The sequence below is a fragment of the Actinoplanes cyaneus genome (assembly GCF_016862095.1).
In the GTDB taxonomy this organism is placed as follows: Bacteria; Actinomycetota; Actinomycetes; order Mycobacteriales; family Micromonosporaceae; genus Actinoplanes; species Actinoplanes cyaneus.
In genome coordinates this window covers 1-18,311 of the sequence record NZ_BOMH01000066.1, presented here as the reverse complement: position 1 = coordinate 18,311, position 18,311 = coordinate 1, and the positions used below count along the sequence as shown (strand labels likewise).

Sequence of the window (18,311 nt, the reverse complement as noted above, 5' to 3'; positions counted from 1 at the left end):
CCCCGGTGGAATGGCGATCCACCGGGGCTCCGGAAACCCCTGAATCGCATGCTTCACACACACTTCCTGGCAAGCCCGCGCGGCGCGCTCGCCGGCGCCGCGGGCTCTCCCGTCGGCGGAACGTGGGCCACCGCCCTGCCGAATCGGTCCGGGGCGGTGACCGATAGCTTTCCCTCCATGCCGCGTACGCGTTCTGACGAAGTTCTGAAGGTCATCCGGGAGTTCGTCCACCGCATCGACCAGTTCGACCGCGACGCCCCCGAACTGGGCACCCTGGAGATCGGGTGGCGCGGCGAGACCGAGCGGCTGACCTTGAGCCAGCCGGCCGCGCGCGCCCTGGCCGAGGCCCTGGCCACCTACCACGACCCGCGCGACAACGGGGCCTGCGCGCACTGCGCGACGGGCCGGCTCGACAGCAACCTCAGGTGCCAGGACTGCGGGATCGTGCAGGGGGTCTTCGGTCAGACGCTCGCCAGCTTCTTCCAGCAGCAGCAGACCGCCCTGGACGATGCGCGGCCGGCCCGGGTCGCGCTGGAGGGTCCTTCCGCGGATCGCTGATTCCGGTGCATCGACGGTCCCGGCCGCGGTTCAGACCGATGACGTGCGCCTCATGAGCGCCGCGAGCCGCCCCGCGATCTCCTCCGGCGCGTTCAGGTCGGGCGCGTTGTGGTCGAGACCGTCGATGATCTCGCACCACGAGCCGGGCATGAGCTGTGCGAGCCTCGGAAGGACGTCGCGGAGGTACGACGGCGTCCGGCCCCCGCCCAGCAGCAGCGCCGGGCACGTGACCGCGGCGTACCGGGACCCGTCCGAGTCGAGCCGCACCACCTCACCGACCTCGCGGGGCGTGGTGGCCATCATCGCCTTGGTGTCCGGCCCGTCGGAGCCGTGCAACAGCAGGAACGCCAGCGCCCAGAACACCGGCCGGGGCGCGTCGCCGAGCGGCGACAGGCGACTCTCCCGCAGGAACAGGGCCATCGCGGCGTGGTGCCGTCCCCGATCGAGCAGTGCGGTGAAGCGGGGCAGCCAGCCGGACGGGAACGACCCGTCGATGCTGACGCCCGGGTCGAAGACGGCGAGCGCGGCCGGCGGCTTCAGCAGCGCCGCGTGCAGGGCGATCAGCCCGCCGTAGCTGTGCCCGAACAGGAAGGTCGCCCCACGGGCCGCCAGCACCGCCTGCACGTCCTCGGCCTCCCGGTCGACGCTGTAGTCAGCCCCCTGCGGCCCGCTCCGCCCGCGCCCGCGCCGGTCGATGACGGTCACCCGGTAGCTGCCGGCGAGCAGACCGGCGAGCGTGGCGTAGTGGTGGGCCCGTCGATTGTTGCCGGGGACGATCACCAGTCCGGGGCCCGTGCCGTACTCCAGGAAGGTGATGGTCGTTCCGTCGTCCGAGGTCACCGTGCCGCTCATCGTCTCCATGGGCGCAGCGTGGCCGACCCGGCTGGTATCCGGCTGGCAGGTCCCTGGCACGGGCCGACCGGATTCGTGGTACGCATTTGATCAAAGGATGTCGAAAGTCGGAGGAATCGGGAAATGCTGGCTGGCCGTCTGAACGTTTCCACCGGGAAGTTCGCCGTCGAGGAGGTGGACGAGCCGCACGCCGGTCCCGGCCAGGTCCGGATCGCGGTGCGCGCCGCCGGGGTGTGCCTCTCCGACGTGCACCTGATCCAGGGCATGCTCAAGCCGCTCTACCTGAAAGGGGACAGTGTCACCCTCGGGCACGAGACGGCCGGCGTGATCGACGAGGTCGGCGAGGGGGTGACCGGGCTGACCGTCGGCGAGCGGGTGCTGCTGCAGGCCGGGGAGATCACCGGCGGAGCCGTGCTGACCAGGGGCGTCGACTACGACGGCGGCTGGGCGCAGTACGCGGTCTCCAGCGCTGCCACGGTCGTCCCGATCCCGGACACGCTCTCGTTCGAGCAGGCCTGCTTCATCCCGGACGCGGTCTCCACCCCGTGGGCCGCGATCACCGCGACCGCCGGCGTGCAGGCCGCCCGCGCGGTCGGCGTGTGGGGCGTCGGCGGCCTCGGGGCGCACGCCGTCCAGCTGCTCCGAATGATCGGCGCCGCCCCGATCATCGCGGTCGACCCGCTGCCCGGCGCCCGTGAGCGCGCCCTGCAGTTCGGCGCCGACCTGGCGCTCGACCCGGCCGACGGCGAGTTCGCGAGCCTGGTCGGCGAGGCCACCGGCGGGACCGGGCTGGCCTACGCGTTCGACTTCGCCGGTGTCGCCCCGGTGCGCGTGCAGGCGGCCCGCAGCCTCGCCCGCTGGGGCAAGCTGATCCTGGTCGGGCTCACGAACCAGCCGCTGACCATTCCGGACGGCACCCGTTTCAGCTACCTGGAGCAGCAGGTCCGCGGCCACTACGGCTCCGGCCCGGAGAGCGTCCTCGAGCTGTTGTCGCTGGTCGCGCTGAACCGCCTGGAGTTCTCCCGGTCGGTGAGCGGGATCCTGCCGCTCGCCCAGGCAGCCGAAGCGGTCCGGCAGCTCGACGAGAAGGAGGGTAATCCGATCCGGTTGATCCTCGTGCCGTGAGCGGGAATACGCGACCATGGATCGGTGAGCAAAACCAGGTCGATCGGCTGCTATGGGGGACCGCCGCCGGACCTTCCGGATCCGGAGCGCGAGATCTGGGCGTACGACGGCGCCCTGGCGATTCTGCTCGGCCAGCTCCTGCGCGACGTCGAGGGCATCCCGCCCGAGCATCGTCCGGCCTGGTGGAACCGCCGGGTGGAGGAGCTGCGCACCCAGGCGATGGTCAGTGACCTGTTCTTCGACGTCGCGCTCGGGCTCGCCGCCGAGGAGCGCGAGGAGCTCGCCGAGCTGTTCGAGGACACCGCGGCGCGGTTGCGTGACCGTCCGCCCCGGACACCCGGCCAGGCCGACGACTGGCACCTGGTGTTCCGGGGCGATCACGCGTATGACGTGGGGCCGATCGCCGAGCTCGGCCAGGCCCTGAGCGCGCTGCTGCGGGGCACGCTGCCGGCGCCGCCGCCCGGGACCCTGTGGCTCTACGGCGCCCCGGGTGGCCGCACGACGATCAGCCCACGGTGAGTCAGTCCACGTTGAAGACGGTCGCGCGGGTGCCGTGCAGGGTCGGTCGCTCGATCTGATCGACGACGGCAACGGCGAGGTCGGCGTACGACAGGTGCCCGTCCACGAACGTCTCCCCGCCCGTCCGGTACCTGCCGAGCCGTGGCGCGTCCACCGACAGCGTCATCGGCGGCGTCAGCATCACCCAGTCGGCGTCCGACGTGCGCAGGCGTTCCAGGCCCGCCGCGTGCGCCCGGGTGAACGGCTGGAACGGCTCCGGCATCGCGGGCGCGCCGTCCAGGTTGGCGACCAGGCCCACCGCGACGACCCTGGGCACCCCCGAGCCGGTCAGGGCGTCCGCGGCCTTGGCGAAGAACTCCGGGTCGAGGTCCAGTGCGGCGAGCTCCTCCGGCCCGGACGCCGGACTGACCGCGTTGACCGCGGCGTCGCTTCCCTTCACGAGCTCGGCGACCTGCCCGGGGTCGGTGACGTCGCCGCGCACGGCCTGGACGATGCCGGGATGCCGCGCCGGATCCCGCAGGACGGCGACGACCTGATGGCCACGGGTGCGGGCCTCTTCGCTGATGGCGCGACCGGCCCGGCCGCCCGCGCCGAAAATGACGATGCTGCTCATGCCGGCGACGGTAGGCGGTCCACCCCCGGTTACCGCAACGAAACCGGCGCCGGCCTGGGGTGCGGTCCCGAGGGCAGCGTCAGGCCCGGGGCCGGCGATAGGCTCGCGGCATGACTGCCGGACTCCAGCCCGACATGTTCGACCCGGCCTGCCCGACGACGGTCATGCCGTTCCAGATCGGTGACAAGTGGACCGCGATGGTCCTCCTGTGTCTGGAGGGCGGGCCGAGACGCTTCACCGAGCTGCGGGTTCCGCTGCGGCGGGTCACGCCGAAGGTGCTCGCCGAGACGCTACGGTCCATGGAGCGGGACGGTTTGATAACCCGCTCGGCGTACGACGAGAATCCGCCCCGCGTCGAGTACTCGCTCACGCCGCTGGGCCACAGCCTGCTGAAGCTCCTCGACGCGGCCCGCTCGTGGTGCACCGAGCACATGGGCGACCTGGTCGCCGCCCGCGCCGCGTTCACCGCCCGCCCGGCCGCGACGGGGTCATGACTGCCGGGCCATCCACTGCCAGATGTGGGTGCCGTCGATGACCGGGGCGTTGCGGGCCACATAGATCCAGGACCAGTGACCGGGGAACTGGTAGCCGTCCCACACCACGTGGTCGTAGAGGGTCGCCCGCGAGCGCGGGATCACCTCGTGGGCGTGGACCGTGTTGGCCACCGGGTCGACCGTGTCGTCGTCGAGGGACGTGACCAGCCACGTCGGCGTGGTGATCCGGGCCAGCTCGGCGTCCGGGATCAGCGACTGCACGACGCCGCAGATCGGGACCGACGCCGCGAACAGCCGCGGGTAGACAGTGGTCATCTTCAGGCTCATGTAGCCGCCGTTGCTGCAGCCGGCGACGTAGATCCGGTTCCGGTCGACCCGGTGCCGGCGCGACACCTCGTCGACGATCTCCCGGATCAGCGGGGCGAAACGATCACCATCTTCGATCCAGTACGACGTGCTCTGCGGCGCCACCACGAAAGCGCCACCGAAGATCCGCTGCGCCTCCCGGGTCGCGAAGCCGAGAGCGCCACGGTTCGCCCGCAGCGTCGTCTCGTTGTCGTAGTAACCGTCCGGCAGGGACGCGCCCTCCCCGCCGCCGTGCAGCCAGACGACCAGCGGACGCCGGCCGTGCGACGACGGCTCGAACAGGCGATACTTCAGGCCCGAGCCGGAGACGTGGTAGCCGAACGCGTCCACCTCCGGGTTCGCCAGTCGCCCCTGGACGAAGCGGCTGATCGTCACCGGTCGTCCGTGCCGGGTGGGCAGCGGGGTATTCTGCGTGATCGTGTAGTCGAGGTCGAGCCGGACGTTGCGGCCCCGGCTCGCGAGGTAGCCGAGCGTGCCGCCGCCGAGCTGACCCTCCGCGTGACTGAGCTCGAGCACGATGTTGCCGCGGCGGTCGACGCGGGCGGCGGTGACCGGGCGGTCGAGGTCGTACTCGGAGAAGATCTGATCCCCGGGAGCGATCGGGATGGGACTGGTGGCCCTGGCGTGCACGGTGAACGTGCCGGGTGTGATCTCGCGCGGGGCCAGCCTCGCGGTGTTCAGGGTGACCGAGACGACCTGCTCACCGCCGTCGAGCGTTCTCGCGTCGAGCCGGAACCCGACGGTGGTCCCGGTCCCGCCGGTCGCGGCTCCGGCTCCGGTTGTGGTCGCGGCTCCGGCTGGGGCGAGGCCGGGCAGTGCGAGACTGCTGGCGGCGCCGGCGGTGGCGGCGAGAACGGTGCGGCGGCTGATGGACATGGGCCTGCCCTCCATCGGACGGTCGCAGCGGACCGTCCCGGCTCGCCGTCGGCAGGCCCGGCACATCGCAGCGACATTTGTCGATGGCTGCAACGTATCCCGCCGGAAACACCCTGGCAACATCAGCGAGCTTGGCAGCCGCTGGGCCGCCGCCGGGCCGCCGCTCGGTCGCCGCTTGGCCGGCTGGCGCTCACGGCTGCAAAAGCGCTCCGGTACAGCCCTGAGCACCAGCCCGGCCGTCGCGGCTGGCTTTCCGGGCTGTCAAGGGGGCCCGAAACACCCCTGAGCACCAGCCGGGGCCTCGGACCCTAGACTCGGCGATCGTGACGACGACACCCATGCCGGTCGATGTGGCGTTCGCGCTTCTGCGGGAAGGCCGCCTGGTCGACGCCGAGAACGTGGTGGTCCGCGAGCTGCGGGCGGTGACCGATAAGCACGGGGCGGGCAGCCCCGAGTGGGCCTCCGCGCAGTGCGATCTGGGCAACGTGCTGCTCAACGCCGACCAGCTGGACCGGGCGATCGAGTGTTTCCGGCAGGCGGCCGGCGCGCCGACGCGGGACTACGAGACGCAGAAGGACCAGCTCACGTACCGGATGAATCTAGGCATGGCGCTGCGGATGGCGGGCCGGCTCGACGAGGCCGAGGCGGCGCTCCGGGAGGGGGCGCGCGAGCGGCTGGCGTTCTACGGGCGGGAGCACGCGGGTTACGCGTTCGGCCTGGAGCCCCTCGCCGACCTGCTGCTGGAGCGCGGCGACGTGGCGCAGGCGCGGCAGGTCGTCGAGGAGGCCGTGGCGAACTTCTGGCGCAACGGGCACGCCCGGGTCGCGACCGCGCTGGCGTTGCGGGCCGCCGTCGTGCACGCCGGGCGCACGGGCGAGCCGCTCTTCGTCGGGCTGGACCAGCTGCCGGACACGGTCGTCGAGGAACTCGCCGGCTCGGTGGCGGCCCGGCTCGACCACGGTGACCCGGCGTCGAAGGAGCTGCTCGGGGCCCTGATCGACGCGGTGCAGACCCGGCTCGGCCCGGATCATCAGACGACGCTGAACACCCTTTCCGCGCTGGCGAACCTGAGCAGTGACCTCGGCGACCAGTCCGGCCGCGTGGAGGCGATCGAGCGGGTCCTCGACACCTACGACCGGCAGGGGCGGCTGGAGGAGGCGGTGATGGCGTCGCTCGGACTGGCGATGGCGCAGAGCGAGGCCGGCGACGGCGAGGCAGCGCTGCGGACCTACGCGGCGGCGCACCTGCGGGCCGAACGGGTCGGCCGGCCGGAGTTGCTGAGCCAGGTGCTGCGCAACTGGGGGCTGGCGCTGAACGAATCCGGTCACACCGGGCCCGCCGAGCAGCGACTGACCGAGGCCGTGGCGCAGGCGCGCCGGGGCGCCGATCACGAGACGGTCGGGCGGGCCTCGGTGGCGCTCGGCCTGTTCCTGCAGCACGAGGGCCGGTTGCCGGAGGCGCGGAGAGTGCTGGAGGAGGGGCTGCCGCTGCTCGGGCCGGCGCACCCGGACGCGCTGGTCGGCCGCAGTCACCTCGGTGCGGTCCTCGAGGGCCGGACGTGCGGGTGCGGGGACATGGAGGAGACGATCGCCGCCGCGTTCCACGACTTCGTGATCACGCGGCTGCCCGGGGACCTGCTGGAACGGCTGGGCGTGACGATCGAGGACGGCGAGTTCAAGCTCAGCGTGGAGCTGCGGCGGGAGCCGACGCCGGCCGAGCTGGAACGCCTCAACGGGGTGTTCCAGAGCGCCCATGCCGAGTTCCGCCGCAGCCTGCAGACACCGCGGTACGCCGGCTGACCGAGCCACGCGGCGCAGCCTGCGGACATCCTGTTACGCCGGTCGGTGGAGCGGATGCTCAGTTCGCCGTGATCTCCAGGGTTCCCAGGCCGCCCGCCGCGGTGACGTCCAGCCCCGGCGCATCGTCGAGATCGCCGGAGCGCAGCGTCGTCCCGGCGCCGGTGCCGCCCGAGTGCTTTCCGTAGAGGACGACGTCGCCCGCGCCGTTGCCGACCTGGACACGGGCCGGGATCTTGGTGGCCGTCCGGATCCGCCACGTGCTGACCCCGCCCGCCATCCGGATCGGCACGGTCCTGGTCAGCCTGCCCAGGGTGATGTCGATCCGTTCGGCGCCGCCGTCCAGGTCGATCCGGCTGACCGTCCCGCCGCCCAGGTCCAGCGTGACCGATCTCGTCCCGGCGCCGATCCGTAGCTGCCAGACCCGGGCGTCGCTGAGCCGGACCTCGACCGGGCCGGTGCCGCCGTCCGGTTTCGCGCTGAGCCGCAGCACGCCGCCGCTGAACGTGCCCGCGCCCGGCCCGCTGACCCGGAACTCGTCGCCGTCCAGGTCGGCCGTGCGCACCACCAGGTCGGTGACACCGGTGACCAGCTCGAACCCGCCCTGGACGGGTGCCGGCGCGGTGGTGGGGGAGGCCTTGACGGGCGTGGTCGTAAAGACCGGCGACGGTGAGCCGGACGGCGCCGGGCTCGGCTCGAGGGGGATGACGACCTGCGCCGACTCGGCCGGGACGACCGGCAGCGGCCGGGACTCGCGCCTTACGTCGGCGTCGGTCAGCGGCCGGGCCAGCACGACAGAACCGCCGATCACGGCGAGCGCGAGAACACCGGTGACGACGACCGGGCGGTGCCGCCACCGGCGGGCCGGCTGCTCCCGCATCGGCAGCGGCTCCGAGCCGTGCGGCCCCGAGCCATGCGGCATGGGACCGGACGGCACGGGACCGGGCCGGCCGGGGGCGCGTTGCCGGTGCGGCGCGTCGGGCCAGTAATCGGCGATGTCAGGCAGCTGGATCCCCGGCCGAGGCGGCGTCGCCGGTTGCGGCGGACTCTCCAGATACCTGGCGATCCGCAGGCGGGCCTCCTCCGAGCCGACCGGCTCCACACGCGTCTCCTCGGGGCACATCGACGTGAACCCCGAGGACGGTACCGTTTCGTTGACGTGCCGCCAACACGGATCACTCCGTGGCGCGGACCCGTCCCACGATCGCGTTGAAGGCCACGTCCTCGATGGAGGGACGCGGCTGCGACGCCTGCTCCGGCCACCACTGCGCGACCGACTGCACGCCGGGCTCCAGCAGGTCCAGCCGGCTGAACAGTTTGCCCAGCTGCTCGCCGGTGCGGGCACGGAACCGGCCGTCGGCGTTCGCGGCCTCCAGCTGCTCGATCGCGGCGGCCGGAAGGTATTCCCAGGTGGAGTGGGAGGCGACGACGAAACTGCCCGGCGGCAGTGCGTCGAGCAGGGTGTCGACGACCCCCTGCGGGTCCTCGTCGTCACGGATGAAGTGCAGCACCGCGACGAGCATCAGGGCGATCGGCTTGGTCCAGTCGAGCGTCGAACGGACCTCCTCGTCGTCCAGGATGGTCCGCGGCTCGCGCAGGTCCGCGTCGATGTAGGCGGTGACGCCCTCCGGCGTGCTGGTCAGCAGCGCACGGGCATGCGTCAGCACGATCGGGTCGTTGTCGACGTAGACGATCCGCGCGGCAGGGTCGATCCGCTGCGCGACCTCGTGGGTGTTGTCCGCCGTCGGGATGCCGGTGCCGACGTCCAGGAACTGGCGGATGCCGTGCTCCTCGGCGAGGAACCTGACGGCCCGCTGGAGGAAGTACCGGTTCTCCATCGCGGCGAGCCGGATCGTGGGCATGCCCTTCTCGATGGCGTCGGCCGAGGCCCGGTCGGCCGCGAAGTTGTCCTTCCCGCCGAGCAGGTAGTTGTAACGGCGGGCCGGGTGCGCCACGGTGGTGTCGATCCGATCCAGTGCGTTTCGCCGGTCAGCCACCGACGCCTCCTCAAGCCGAGCCGAAGATCCGCACGCATCGTAATACTCGGCCGCGCGTCCGCAATGGACAGCATCCCTCTGCGGGGATTGTCACGCGCCTAGGCCGGATCGGTCCCGTTTCGTCCTCACCCGGTGTTCGAGGCGGCTCCCGGCTGGTCCTCATGGTCGTTATGAGGGACGAATAACGACCATGAGGACCAGCCGGAAGTCCGCGGCGCGGCTGGGGCGGGTGCCTGGATCGGGGCGCGGGCCGTGACCACGGGACCGGGCTGACGCCGTACGCGCAGGTGGGGTCGGGGTTCTCAGCAGAACTGGGCGCGCAGTTCGGCGATCAGGTCCTCGGGGCGGCCGTCGAACGTCTCCAGCGCGGTGACGAACGTGTCCTCCAGCGCCCGGGCCGGGTCCGGATTCGCCGTGTTGAAGATCGTGATCACCGCCATCGGCGCCCGATCGATGCGTTCTCGCAGCTCAGCGCGCTGACTCTCGGTCAGGCGGTTCTCCAGTTGATCGAGCGGCAGCCCGGTGGTCGCGGTCACCAGCGCGGCCGCGGAGATCAGCCGGAACACCGAGCGCCGGTCCGGGAACGGCAGCGGCTCGCCGCGGTCCAGGGCCTCCAGCGCGGGGCGGGCCCAGTCGAGGGTGGCCAGTCCGGCGACCTCGAACGCGCGCCGGGCGAGCCAGCGCGTCACCGTGCGTTGCTTCCCGGGGTCCCAGACGGCAAATTCCTTCGCCACCACGGCGTACGCGGACGATGTTGCCGCCGTGCGTGGCGGAGCGGTGACCGGCGCGGGAGCCGGCACCGGAGCGGACGGCGCCACGGGAGCCGCGGACGGCACGGCGTGCAGGGCACAGCGGCGCAGCACGACCGCCTGCAGACTGCGGTCACTGTCGTGGATCGCGTACGTCGTCGCGAACCGCTCCACCGGATCACCGGTGTCGAACGCGGCCGCCGCGACGTCCTGCACCGCGTTCATCGCCTGCAGGTCTCCGGCGAGACGCTGGTGCAGCTCACGCAGCCGGGCCCGCAACTCCGGCGCGGCCGGCCGGTCCGCGTCGAGCGCGGTCAGCACCCCCTGGACGGCCGGTTCGCCGAGCAGACCGGCATCCTCGGCGATCAGCCGCGTGCGGAACGCCAGCATCGCCGGCAGGTTCTCCCGCGTCGGCGCGGCCAGCATCCGCCGGATGAACGGGTGATCCAGCGCGGCCAGGCCACGCCCGCCCTCCGGGACCAGATCGTCCGGCACCGGTGTCAGGATCACGCCCGGCAGGTCCTGCTCCAGAAGATCCAGCGGCAGCCGTACGCCGGTGATCCGCTCGGCCAGCGCGAGCCCCGCCGCCTCCGGGATGATGTCGTCCCGGTGGCCGAACGGGAGCCCGGCCAGCAGCGCGTCGAGGACCTCCGGGTTCGTGCCGGACCGTCGCTGCGGGCGGATGTGGTCGATCACCGCCTGGACCCGATCCCCGGTCACGTAGGTGAACTCGGACCGTCCGCTGATGTCACGGAACACGCTCAGCGCCGTGCCGTCCCCGGCCGCGGCGGCCCTCCGCAGCACCTCGGCGCGCCACCCCTGGCCGCCGTTGACCTCGATGCCGATCCGCCAGTCGCCGGCCGTGGCGATCAGGAGGGTGGCGGGCTCCTCGCCGTACCGGAACGTGTCGAGGACCTGAGCGAGATCCACCGGTGACCTGACCGCTGCGGGATCGCCACCGAACGCACTGATCAGCGCGGACTCGTCGAGGCCCCGCACGAAGGTGAGGCAGAACGCCTCGCCCCACTCGGCGTCCACCAGCATCCGGTCGTAGTACTCGGCGGCCTCGTCCCCCACCCGGTCACCGTACGTTCCGTGATCGTGCCCCGGAGTGAAATCGTCCGACCCTAGCCCAATAGCGTGGCGGACCCCGAACTGATCCCGACAATCGTCGCGACCGTGTCGGTGATCGCCACTTTTGGCGTCGATCAGTTTGCGACGGGGCGAATTCCCGTTGTATGCCGTGGCCGCGTTCGCCGGTCCGGACGCCGCGTGGAAATGTCCGCCGGTATGGCCGTCGGCCCGGTTCAGGCCTGCTTCCGGGCCCGGACACCGTCGTCCTCACCGCCGTGGCCGGTATGCCGGTCCCCCTATCGGTGCCATTTCTGTTCCCCTTTCGGTGAATGGCAGTCCACCCATGGCTGTGCAAGCCTTTCCGCGTGACCGTACGCCGGATGCCGCTCAGGGAGATCCTCGCGACGTACCGGCCCCCGGCCGGCGGCGAGACGTGGAAAAGGGCGATTCCCGATCTGCTGGCCGACCCCGACGACGCCCGTGTCGTCGATCTGCTCCGGGCCGAGCTGGTCGCGCACGGGGACTTCCGCGAGCCGATCGTGGTGGAGCCGGCCGGGGGCGACGTGCTCAACGGGCTGCACCGGATCGTCGCCGCCGTGCTCAGCGAGCAGGAGTCGATGGACGTCGCGGACACGTACGACGACCTGCCGGAGAAACGCCGGATCGCGATCGTGCTCAGGGCCGTGCCGGTCACCGGGGTGCTCGTCGACCGGCTCGCCAAGGTGCTGTCCTCGTTCCCGTTCGAGGGCGGCTGGACCAACTGTGACCTGCTGTTCCCCGGCAATGACGAGGTGACCGGCTGGTGGCACTGCCCGGCCGGCCTGGACGAGCGGCTGGGGGAGGAACTCGTCGCGCGGGCCGCGGCGGCCGGCATCGGCGTCAGCGTGGTGTCGATCGCGCCCGCCGATTAGACCGGCTCACTCCACAGCATCACTGCGCGTAGTCGTAAGGCGACTCTTTGTGTCGCGTGTTTACTCGCTTTCTGTAACCGTGAGTCCAACCTGTGATCTCAGCATATAGACGCACGTTGGTGTTTTTGGCGACAATGGCAGGTAATACCCCTTCGCGGCGCTTGCCCGATGTCACTGTGCGAAGGCGGTGACCGTCATGTCCGATCGCAGACCGCCCGTGCGGCAACGACCGATCGACCCCACGCTGAGTCACCTTCTGCGCGCCACCGCGGTCTCACACACCCGGGTGCGCCGGCTCGCCGCCATCCGGCTGATCATCTCGGCTGTGCTGGCCGCGGCGGGCCTGGTGACCGTCTTCACCGGCGCGCAGCCGGCCGGGGCGCTGAGCGTCACGGTCGCCGTGACCGGCGTGCTGTGGGCGCTCGCCTACTCGCTCGGACTGGCCTCCTGGGCCGACCGGGAACTGCGCCGGGCCGCGCTGCTGCAGGAGTCGTTCGAGGTGCGGTTCTTCCGCCTGCCGTGGAACTGCGTCCTCACCGGCGAGGAGATCTCCCCGGAGGACGTGCGGCACCTGAGCAGCCGGTATCGCGGCGAGCAGGTCCGGGACACGTACGGGATGCCGAATCTGCCCCGGCCCTTCGATGTCCTGGCCCGCCAGCAGCTGAACCTCTCCTGGGGCGGGCGGGTCCGGCGGCGGTACGCGCAGGCGGTCATGCTCGGCCTGTGCACGTGGGCCGCGGTCGGCCTGATCACCGCGATGATCCGCGGCTCGACCATCACCGAGCTGGTCGTGCAGTGGTGCGTGCCGTCGCTGGGCATGTTCATGCTCGGCTGGGACACCTTCCGCGAGCAGCGCGGCATCGCGAGCGACCGCAAACGGGTCTGCGGGCTCTCCCGGACACGTTGCCTGCAACTGGCCGCGGCCGGCCGGAACCCGGAGACCGACCGGCAACTGTGCCTGATGGCCCGGCAGGTCCAGGACCAGCTCTACCTCTCCCGGCGGCGGGCGCCCCGGGTCCCGTCGTGGTTCTTCCGGCGCTACTACACCCAGGACCGCAGCGACTTCGACGCCGGCCTGGCCGAGGTCCGCACCGAACTGATCGCCGGCGGCCTGCACGCCCGAGCCCCGCGCCAGCGCCCGGCACCGTAGCGGTCGTTGCGGGCACCCCGCCGGCCCGCACGCCGGCTGGTGCCCACCGTCGTAATGCGTCGCGATAGCCACCGTGGTGACCAGGTACAAGCCCGCGCCGGCGCTGCTTCCCTGCCGAGCCGTGGGGCGGCTCGCTCTTGTCGGCTGGTGCTCATAGTTGTTGTCGCCGGCGGGTAACGACCGTGAGGACCAGCCGGAAGCCGGCGCCGGACCTGCTTCCCGGGCAGGCCGCAGGTCGGGTGTCGACGGCTGGCTTCACGATGCGGGGGGCGGCGGTCAGCCGATGTTCAGGCGGTCGCAGAGGCCGCGTAGTTCGGCACCGCCGGCCATCCGGCGGGAGCGGTCCAGCAGGGCCCGCGCGGTCTCCTGCACCAGCGACGACGTGTGGACGTGCTGGGGCGCCACCCGCTCCGCGGTGAGCAGGAAACGGATCGCCTCCCGGTCGCGGTTGCGCAGCCGGGCCAGCGCCCGGGCGGTGTCGGTGTAGAAGAAGACCTGCCGGAAGCCGTACGGCAGGATCGCCGGATCGGTCTCCCGGGCGATCGCGGCGGCAAGGGCGGCGTCGTCACCGTCGGCTTCGATGCCGATCCGCCAGATGTTGACGTTCGTCGGCCCGAAGAACAGGCCCAGGGTCGTCGTCTCACCCGTGCGCGCGGCCGTCGCGGCGGCCTCGGCGGACCAGGCGCGGCTCTCGTCCGGGCGTTTGCGGCCCCGGCTCACGTAGGCGCAGATCAACTGCAGGGAGCCGATCATTTCCGGACAACCAGGGCGGCCGGTGTACGGACCGAGGGCGTCGACCGCCCGGGACGCCACGGTGTACGCGCGGTCGTACGAACCGCAGGCGCTCGCCGCACTGGCGCGGGCGTAGGCGGCGTACCCCTGAAGGACCGGATCCTGCGACGCGTCGGCGGCGTCCCGGCAACGCTCCGCGCCCAGCCAGGACTCGGCGGGGTGGCCCAGGTTGCGCAGCACCGACGAGGCGATGAAGGTGGCGTCGCACAGCAGGCGCAGCGCCCGCGCCCGGTCGCCGGTCCCTAGCGCGGGGTGCAGGCCGCGCAGCAGCTCGGGGAGCAGCCGGCCCGCGCCCGCGTAGTCGCACGCCTGCCGCAGCGAGTCGACCAGCGCCAGCGTCCGGGCCATGGCTGTGACCGCGGGAGACGCCGGCCGCGGGACCAGGCCGGACGCCGGATCCGAGAGGTCCAGCTCGACCAGGGCCTGCCGGATCGCGTGGACCGCGGCGTGCGCCGCGACCGCCTCCCGATCCCCGGCCGGCACCGCCGTCCCGGCCAGCTCGGCCGGTGAGCATTCCAGGGCGCCGGCCAGGTCGGCGAGCATGAACCGGTTGTCGGCGGCCTGCAGCCCCCGCTCGATCCGGCTCCAGGTGGCGTGCGAGACGCCGGCGCGGCTCGCGGCGTACCGGATGCTCCAATTGCGCCGCAGGCGCCGGTCCTTGATGCGGTCCCCGATGGTCGGGTCGGCGGTGGGTCGAGGCGTCATACCCCGACGCTAGGGCGGGCACGTGCCGGTGGTGGTACATGCCCGCACCACCACGTCAGTGCGGGCCGACCGCCACGATCGTGATCGCCGCGCTGCCGATCTCGTCGGACTCCTCCAGGTCGACGGTGGCGTCGATGCCCCAGTCCAGGTCGCGCTCCGGGTCCTCGAAGACCTGCCGGACCGTCCACACCTTCGGGCCCTGGTCCAGCTGCAGCAGCTGCGGGCCGCGGGCCGAGGCGCCGATGCCGATCGTGTCGTACTCGTCGAAGTACCCGTCGATCGCCTCGCGCCAGCGTTCCGCGGTCCAGCCGGACTCCGCGTCCAGCTCGCCCAGCTCCTGGTAGCGGCTCATCGCGGCCAGCTCCACCCGGCGGAACATCGCGTTGCGGACCAGGACCTTGAACGCCCGGACGTTGCGCGTCACGGCCGGCGGCTTGTCGTCGATGCGCACCTCCTCGACGACCGCGCCCGGGTTGCGCAGCCGCTCCCACTCGTCGAGCAGGCTGGAGTCGACCTGGCGGACCAGCTCGCCGAGCCACTCGATCAGGTCACCCAATTCCTCCGTACGGGCGTCCTCCGGGACGGTCTGCCGCAGAGCGCGGTACGCGTCGGCGAGGTAGCGCAGCACCAGGCCCTCGGAACGGGACAGGCCGTAGAACGACACGTACTCGGTGAACGTCATGGCCCGCTCGTACATGTCGCGGACCACGGACTTCGGCTTGATCTCGTAGTCGGCGACGTACGGATGCCCCTGCCGGTACGTCTCGTAGGCGCCCTCGAGCAGCTCCAGCAGCGGACGCGGCCAGGTCACCTCCTCGAGCAGCTCCATGCGCTGCTCGTACTCGATGCCGTCGGCCTTCATGGCGTTGACCGCCTCGCCGCGCGCCTTCTGCCGCTGGGCGGAGAGCACCTGCCGCGGGTCCTCCAGGGTCGCCTCGATGACGGAGACGACGTCCAGCGGATACTCCGGGGCCTCCTTGTCGAGCAGTTCCAGGCACGCCAGCGCGAACGGGGACAGCGCCTGGTTCAGCGCGAAGTCCAGCTGGAGGTCGTCGACGAGCTTGTAGACCCCTTCCGGCGTACGTTCGATGACACCGCCCGCGATCAGCGCCCGGGCGATCGCGATGGCCCGCCGGATGTGTCTGCGCTGCGCCGCCGAGTCCTCGTGATTGTCGGTGAGCAGGTGCCGCATCGCCTCGTACGGGTCCTGGCCGCGCGCCAGCACGTTCAGCAGCATGGCGTGCGAGACCTGGAACGACGAGGTCAGCGGTTCCGGATCGGCCTCGATCAGCCGGTCGAACGTGGGCCGCCCATACCCCACCTGGCCCTCCGGCGGCTTCTTCCGGACGACCTTGCGCCGCTTCTTCGGGTCGTCGCCGGCCTTCGCCAGGGCCCGCTCGTTGTCGATCACGTGCTCGGGAGCCTGGACGATCACGGTGCCGATCGTGTCGAACCCGGCACGGCCCGCCCGGCCCGCGATCTGGTGGAACTCGCGGGCCTTGAGCAGGCGGGTCTTCACCCCGTCATACTTCGACAGGCCGGTGAACAGCACCGTGCGGATCGGGACGTTGATGCCGACGCCGAGCGTGTCCGTCCCGCAGATCACCTTCAGCAGGCCGGCCTGCGCGAGGGTCTCGACGAGCCGCCGGTACTTCGGGAGCATGCCCGCGTGGTGGACGCCGATGCCGTGGCGGACCAGGCGCGACAACGTACGCCCGAAGCCCGCGGTGAACCGGAAACTGCCGATCGCGGCGGCGATCGCGTCCTTCTCCTCGCGGGTGCACATGTTGATGCTCATCAGCGACTGGGCGCGCTCGAGCGCCGCGGCCTGCGTGAAGTGCACGATGTAGACCGGTGACTGCCGGGTCTTCAGCAGCTCCTCGATCGTCTCGTGCAGTGGGGTCATCGCATACTCGAACAGCAGCGGCACCGGGCGTTCCGCGTTGGCGACGACCGCGGTCTCCCGGCCGGTGCGCCGCTTCAGGTCGTCGACGAACCGGGTCACGTCACCCAGCGTCGCCGACATCAGGATGAACTGGGCCTGCGGCAGCTCGATCAGCGGCACCTGCCACGCCCAGCCACGGTCCGGCTCGGCGTAGAAGTGGAACTCGTCCATCACGACCTGGCCCACGTCGGCGTTCTTGCCCTCGCGCAGCGCCAGGTTCGCCAGGATCTCCGCGGTGCAGCAGATGATCGGGGCGTCCGCGTTCACGCTCGCGTCGCCGGTGAGCATGCCGACGTTGTGCGCGCCGAAGATCGCGCAGAGGGCGAAGAACTTCTCACTGACCAGCGCCTTGATCGGCGCGGTGTAGAACGTGGTGCGGCCGTCGGCGAGCGCGGCGAAGTGCGCGCCGGCGGCGACCAGGCTCTTGCCCGAGCCGGTAGGGGTGTTCAGGATGACGTTGGCGCCGGTCGCGATCTCGATCAGCGCCTCCTCCTGATGGGGGTACAGGGTGATGCCCTGCTCCTCCACCCAGGCCTGGAAAGCGAGGAAGACGGCGTCGGGTTCGGCATTACCGGGAAGGCGATCGGTCAGCGTCATGATCCTGCAAGTTTGTCAGTTGCCACCGAACACCGCGTAAAGGGGAGCGGCAAGGCCCCCTGCGATGCTCACCACAGCCGCCACGACGGCGACGATCGCCCCGACTCGGCTTCTCTTGTGATCTTGCATGGGGCGAATGGTGCCCGGCGACGGTTGCAGGCCGGGGTGCGGGACGGTTGTAGGGTCAGCGCCGTGGGACTTCCTGTGCCGGCGCCCGTCAACGACGGCGATCGGGAACGAGTGGCCGAGCTGCTGCAGCGCGCGTGCGGCGAGGGCCGCCTGACCCTGGAGGAGTTCAGCGTCCGCGTCGGCGCCGTCTGGGCCGCCGAGACCGACGCCGAGCTGGCCCACGCCGCCGACGGCCTGCCCGCGCAGCCGATCGTCGGCTCGTCGAACACGGTCGACAAGATCCTGACCGTTTTCAGTCAGACGACGCGCCGGGGTCGCTGGCGCGTGCGGGACCGGACGGTCCGGGCGAACACCGTCTTCGGCGCCACCGAGCTTGACCTGCGGGCCGTCCTGACCAGCTCCGACGTCATCGAGATCACCGGTCGCACGTTCTTCGGCGAGCTGAAGGTGATCGTGCCGGAAGGCGTGGAGGTCGACCTGTCCGGGCTGAGCGCCTTCAGCTCACGAGAGATGAAGCTCGCGCCGGTGCCACGCGTCCCCGGCACCCCCGAGGTCCGGATCCACGTGACAGCCTGGTTCGCGTCCGTCGAAGTGATCTCCCGCCCGCCCGAGATCACTCGCTGAGCAGGTCCCGCAGCAGCTGCTCGTCCTTGGCGTCCAGATTCCCCACGAACCGCCGCAGCACCGACGCCCGATCGGCCTCGTCGGAGAGCAGCCGCGACATCCGATCCGCCACCAGCCCGGCCGGCCCGTGCGGCGCACCGTAGCGAAAAGCGCGCCCGTCCCGGTGCCGCGACGCCGACCCCTTCTCGTAAAGCCTGGTCAGCGTGGTCACGACAGTGCTGTAGGACAGCTCACCGGTCGGATCCAGCCGATCCCTGACCTCACCGGGCGTCATCGGCCGCTCCGCCGTGCCCAGCACAGTCATGATCTCCGTCTCCAACTGGCCGGGCCGCCGTCTGCTCACGCCGTGACTCTATCGATGGACCCTGTGAAACCGGCAATCGGAAAGATCAATTCCAAGATCTTCAGGTCCTACGTCCGCTGTGGTCCTGCTCCGCTG

The 18,311-nt window shown here is 71.5% G+C and carries 17 protein-coding genes; 8 read left to right on the top strand and 9 right to left on the bottom strand.

All coding sequences use genetic code 11. From position 1 onward, the window contains the following. The first annotated feature begins 177 nt into the window (after window positions 1-177). Window positions 178-558, top strand: a complete 381-nt coding sequence (locus Acy02nite_RS37515) for a hypothetical protein (protein WP_203752432.1) — start codon at window positions 178-180, stop codon at window positions 556-558. 30 nt (window positions 559-588) lie between these two features. Here the strand turns inward: Acy02nite_RS37515 and Acy02nite_RS37510 are convergent, their stop codons facing one another. Then, complete coding sequence (locus Acy02nite_RS37510; protein WP_203752429.1) at window positions 589-1,419, bottom strand: alpha/beta fold hydrolase; 831 nt, start codon at window positions 1,417-1,419, stop codon at window positions 589-591. A 114-nt stretch (window positions 1,420-1,533) separates the two neighbouring features. Here Acy02nite_RS37510 and Acy02nite_RS37505 point away from each other — a divergent pair, with 114 nt between their 5' ends. Together Acy02nite_RS37505 and Acy02nite_RS37500 are read left to right on the top strand one after the other, a co-directional pair. Then, window positions 1,534-2,535, top strand: a complete 1,002-nt coding sequence (locus Acy02nite_RS37505; protein ID WP_203752426.1) for an alcohol dehydrogenase catalytic domain-containing protein — start codon at window positions 1,534-1,536, stop codon at window positions 2,533-2,535. Between the two features lie 24 nt (window positions 2,536-2,559). After that, complete coding sequence (locus tag Acy02nite_RS37500; protein WP_203752423.1) at window positions 2,560-3,054, top strand: hypothetical protein; 495 nt, start codon at window positions 2,560-2,562, stop codon at window positions 3,052-3,054. Window position 3,055: 1 nt separating this feature from the next. Here Acy02nite_RS37500 and Acy02nite_RS37495 read toward each other — a convergent pair whose 3' ends face one another. Then, window positions 3,056-3,667, bottom strand: a complete 612-nt coding sequence (locus Acy02nite_RS37495) for an NAD(P)-dependent oxidoreductase (RefSeq protein WP_203752420.1) — start codon at window positions 3,665-3,667, stop codon at window positions 3,056-3,058. 110 nt (window positions 3,668-3,777) lie between these two features. On the opposite strand from Acy02nite_RS37495, the gene Acy02nite_RS37490 reads away from it, so the two are divergent. Continuing rightward, entirely contained in the window at window positions 3,778-4,161 is a 384-nt protein-coding gene (locus Acy02nite_RS37490; RefSeq protein WP_203752417.1) for a winged helix-turn-helix transcriptional regulator, read from the top strand. Here Acy02nite_RS37490 and Acy02nite_RS37485 read toward each other — a convergent pair. After that, entirely contained in the window at window positions 4,156-5,403 is a 1,248-nt protein-coding gene (locus Acy02nite_RS37485) for a prolyl oligopeptidase family serine peptidase (protein ID WP_203752414.1), read from the bottom strand. The two genes, Acy02nite_RS37490 and Acy02nite_RS37485, sit on opposite strands and share 6 nt — an antisense overlap. Window positions 5,404-5,726: 323 nt before the next feature. Here Acy02nite_RS37485 and Acy02nite_RS37480 point away from each other — a divergent pair, with 323 nt between their 5' ends. Next, entirely contained in the window at window positions 5,727-7,202 is a 1,476-nt protein-coding gene (locus Acy02nite_RS37480) for a tetratricopeptide repeat protein (protein ID WP_203752411.1), read from the top strand. A 58-nt stretch (window positions 7,203-7,260) separates the two neighbouring features. Here Acy02nite_RS37480 and Acy02nite_RS37475 read toward each other — a convergent pair whose 3' ends face one another. The 3 genes from Acy02nite_RS37475 to Acy02nite_RS37465 form a co-directional block, all read right to left on the bottom strand. After that, window positions 7,261-8,301, bottom strand: a complete 1,041-nt coding sequence (locus tag Acy02nite_RS37475; protein ID WP_203752408.1) for a TOBE domain-containing protein — start codon at window positions 8,299-8,301, stop codon at window positions 7,261-7,263. Between the two features lie 73 nt (window positions 8,302-8,374). Beyond that, entirely contained in the window at window positions 8,375-9,196 is an 822-nt protein-coding gene (locus Acy02nite_RS37470; RefSeq protein WP_203752405.1) for an SAM-dependent methyltransferase, read from the bottom strand. A gap of 302 nt (window positions 9,197-9,498) precedes the next feature. Beyond that, the gene (locus Acy02nite_RS37465; protein WP_203752402.1) at window positions 9,499-11,022 is read right to left on the bottom strand and encodes a DUF6461 domain-containing protein; all 1,524 of its coding nucleotides are present in this window, start codon (window positions 11,020-11,022) and stop codon (window positions 9,499-9,501) included. Between the two features lie 362 nt (window positions 11,023-11,384). Between Acy02nite_RS37465 and Acy02nite_RS37460 the strand changes: the two genes are divergently transcribed. Next, window positions 11,385-11,930 (top strand): hypothetical protein, encoded by a 546-nt coding sequence (locus tag Acy02nite_RS37460; protein ID WP_203752399.1) that lies wholly within the window; start codon window positions 11,385-11,387, stop codon window positions 11,928-11,930. Between the two features lie 196 nt (window positions 11,931-12,126). Beyond that, window positions 12,127-13,080: an S-4TM family putative pore-forming effector gene (locus tag Acy02nite_RS37455; RefSeq protein WP_203752396.1), complete on the top strand. Its 954-nt coding sequence runs from the start codon at window positions 12,127-12,129 to the stop codon at window positions 13,078-13,080. A 276-nt stretch (window positions 13,081-13,356) separates the two neighbouring features. On the opposite strand, the gene Acy02nite_RS37450 is transcribed toward Acy02nite_RS37455, so the two are convergent. Then, window positions 13,357-14,577, bottom strand: a complete 1,221-nt coding sequence (locus Acy02nite_RS37450; protein ID WP_203752394.1) for a helix-turn-helix domain-containing protein — start codon at window positions 14,575-14,577, stop codon at window positions 13,357-13,359. Window positions 14,578-14,632: 55 nt separating this feature from the next. After that, window positions 14,633-17,119 carry a DEAD/DEAH box helicase gene (locus Acy02nite_RS37445; protein WP_203752392.1) on the bottom strand — a complete coding sequence of 829 codons (2,487 nt, stop codon included), beginning with the start codon at window positions 17,117-17,119 and terminating at the stop codon, window positions 14,633-14,635. Window positions 17,120-17,311: 192 nt separating this feature from the next. On the opposite strand from Acy02nite_RS37445, the gene Acy02nite_RS37440 reads away from it, so the two are divergent. Next, window positions 17,312-17,872, top strand: a complete 561-nt coding sequence (locus Acy02nite_RS37440; protein WP_239175548.1) for a DUF1707 SHOCT-like domain-containing protein — start codon at window positions 17,312-17,314, stop codon at window positions 17,870-17,872. On the opposite strand, the gene Acy02nite_RS37435 is transcribed toward Acy02nite_RS37440, so the two are convergent. Further along, window positions 17,862-18,215 carry a BlaI/MecI/CopY family transcriptional regulator gene (locus Acy02nite_RS37435; RefSeq protein WP_239175547.1) on the bottom strand — a complete coding sequence of 118 codons (354 nt, stop codon included), beginning with the start codon at window positions 18,213-18,215 and terminating at the stop codon, window positions 17,862-17,864. The two genes, Acy02nite_RS37440 and Acy02nite_RS37435, sit on opposite strands and share 11 nt — an antisense overlap. Between the last annotated feature and the right edge of the window lie 96 nt (window positions 18,216-18,311).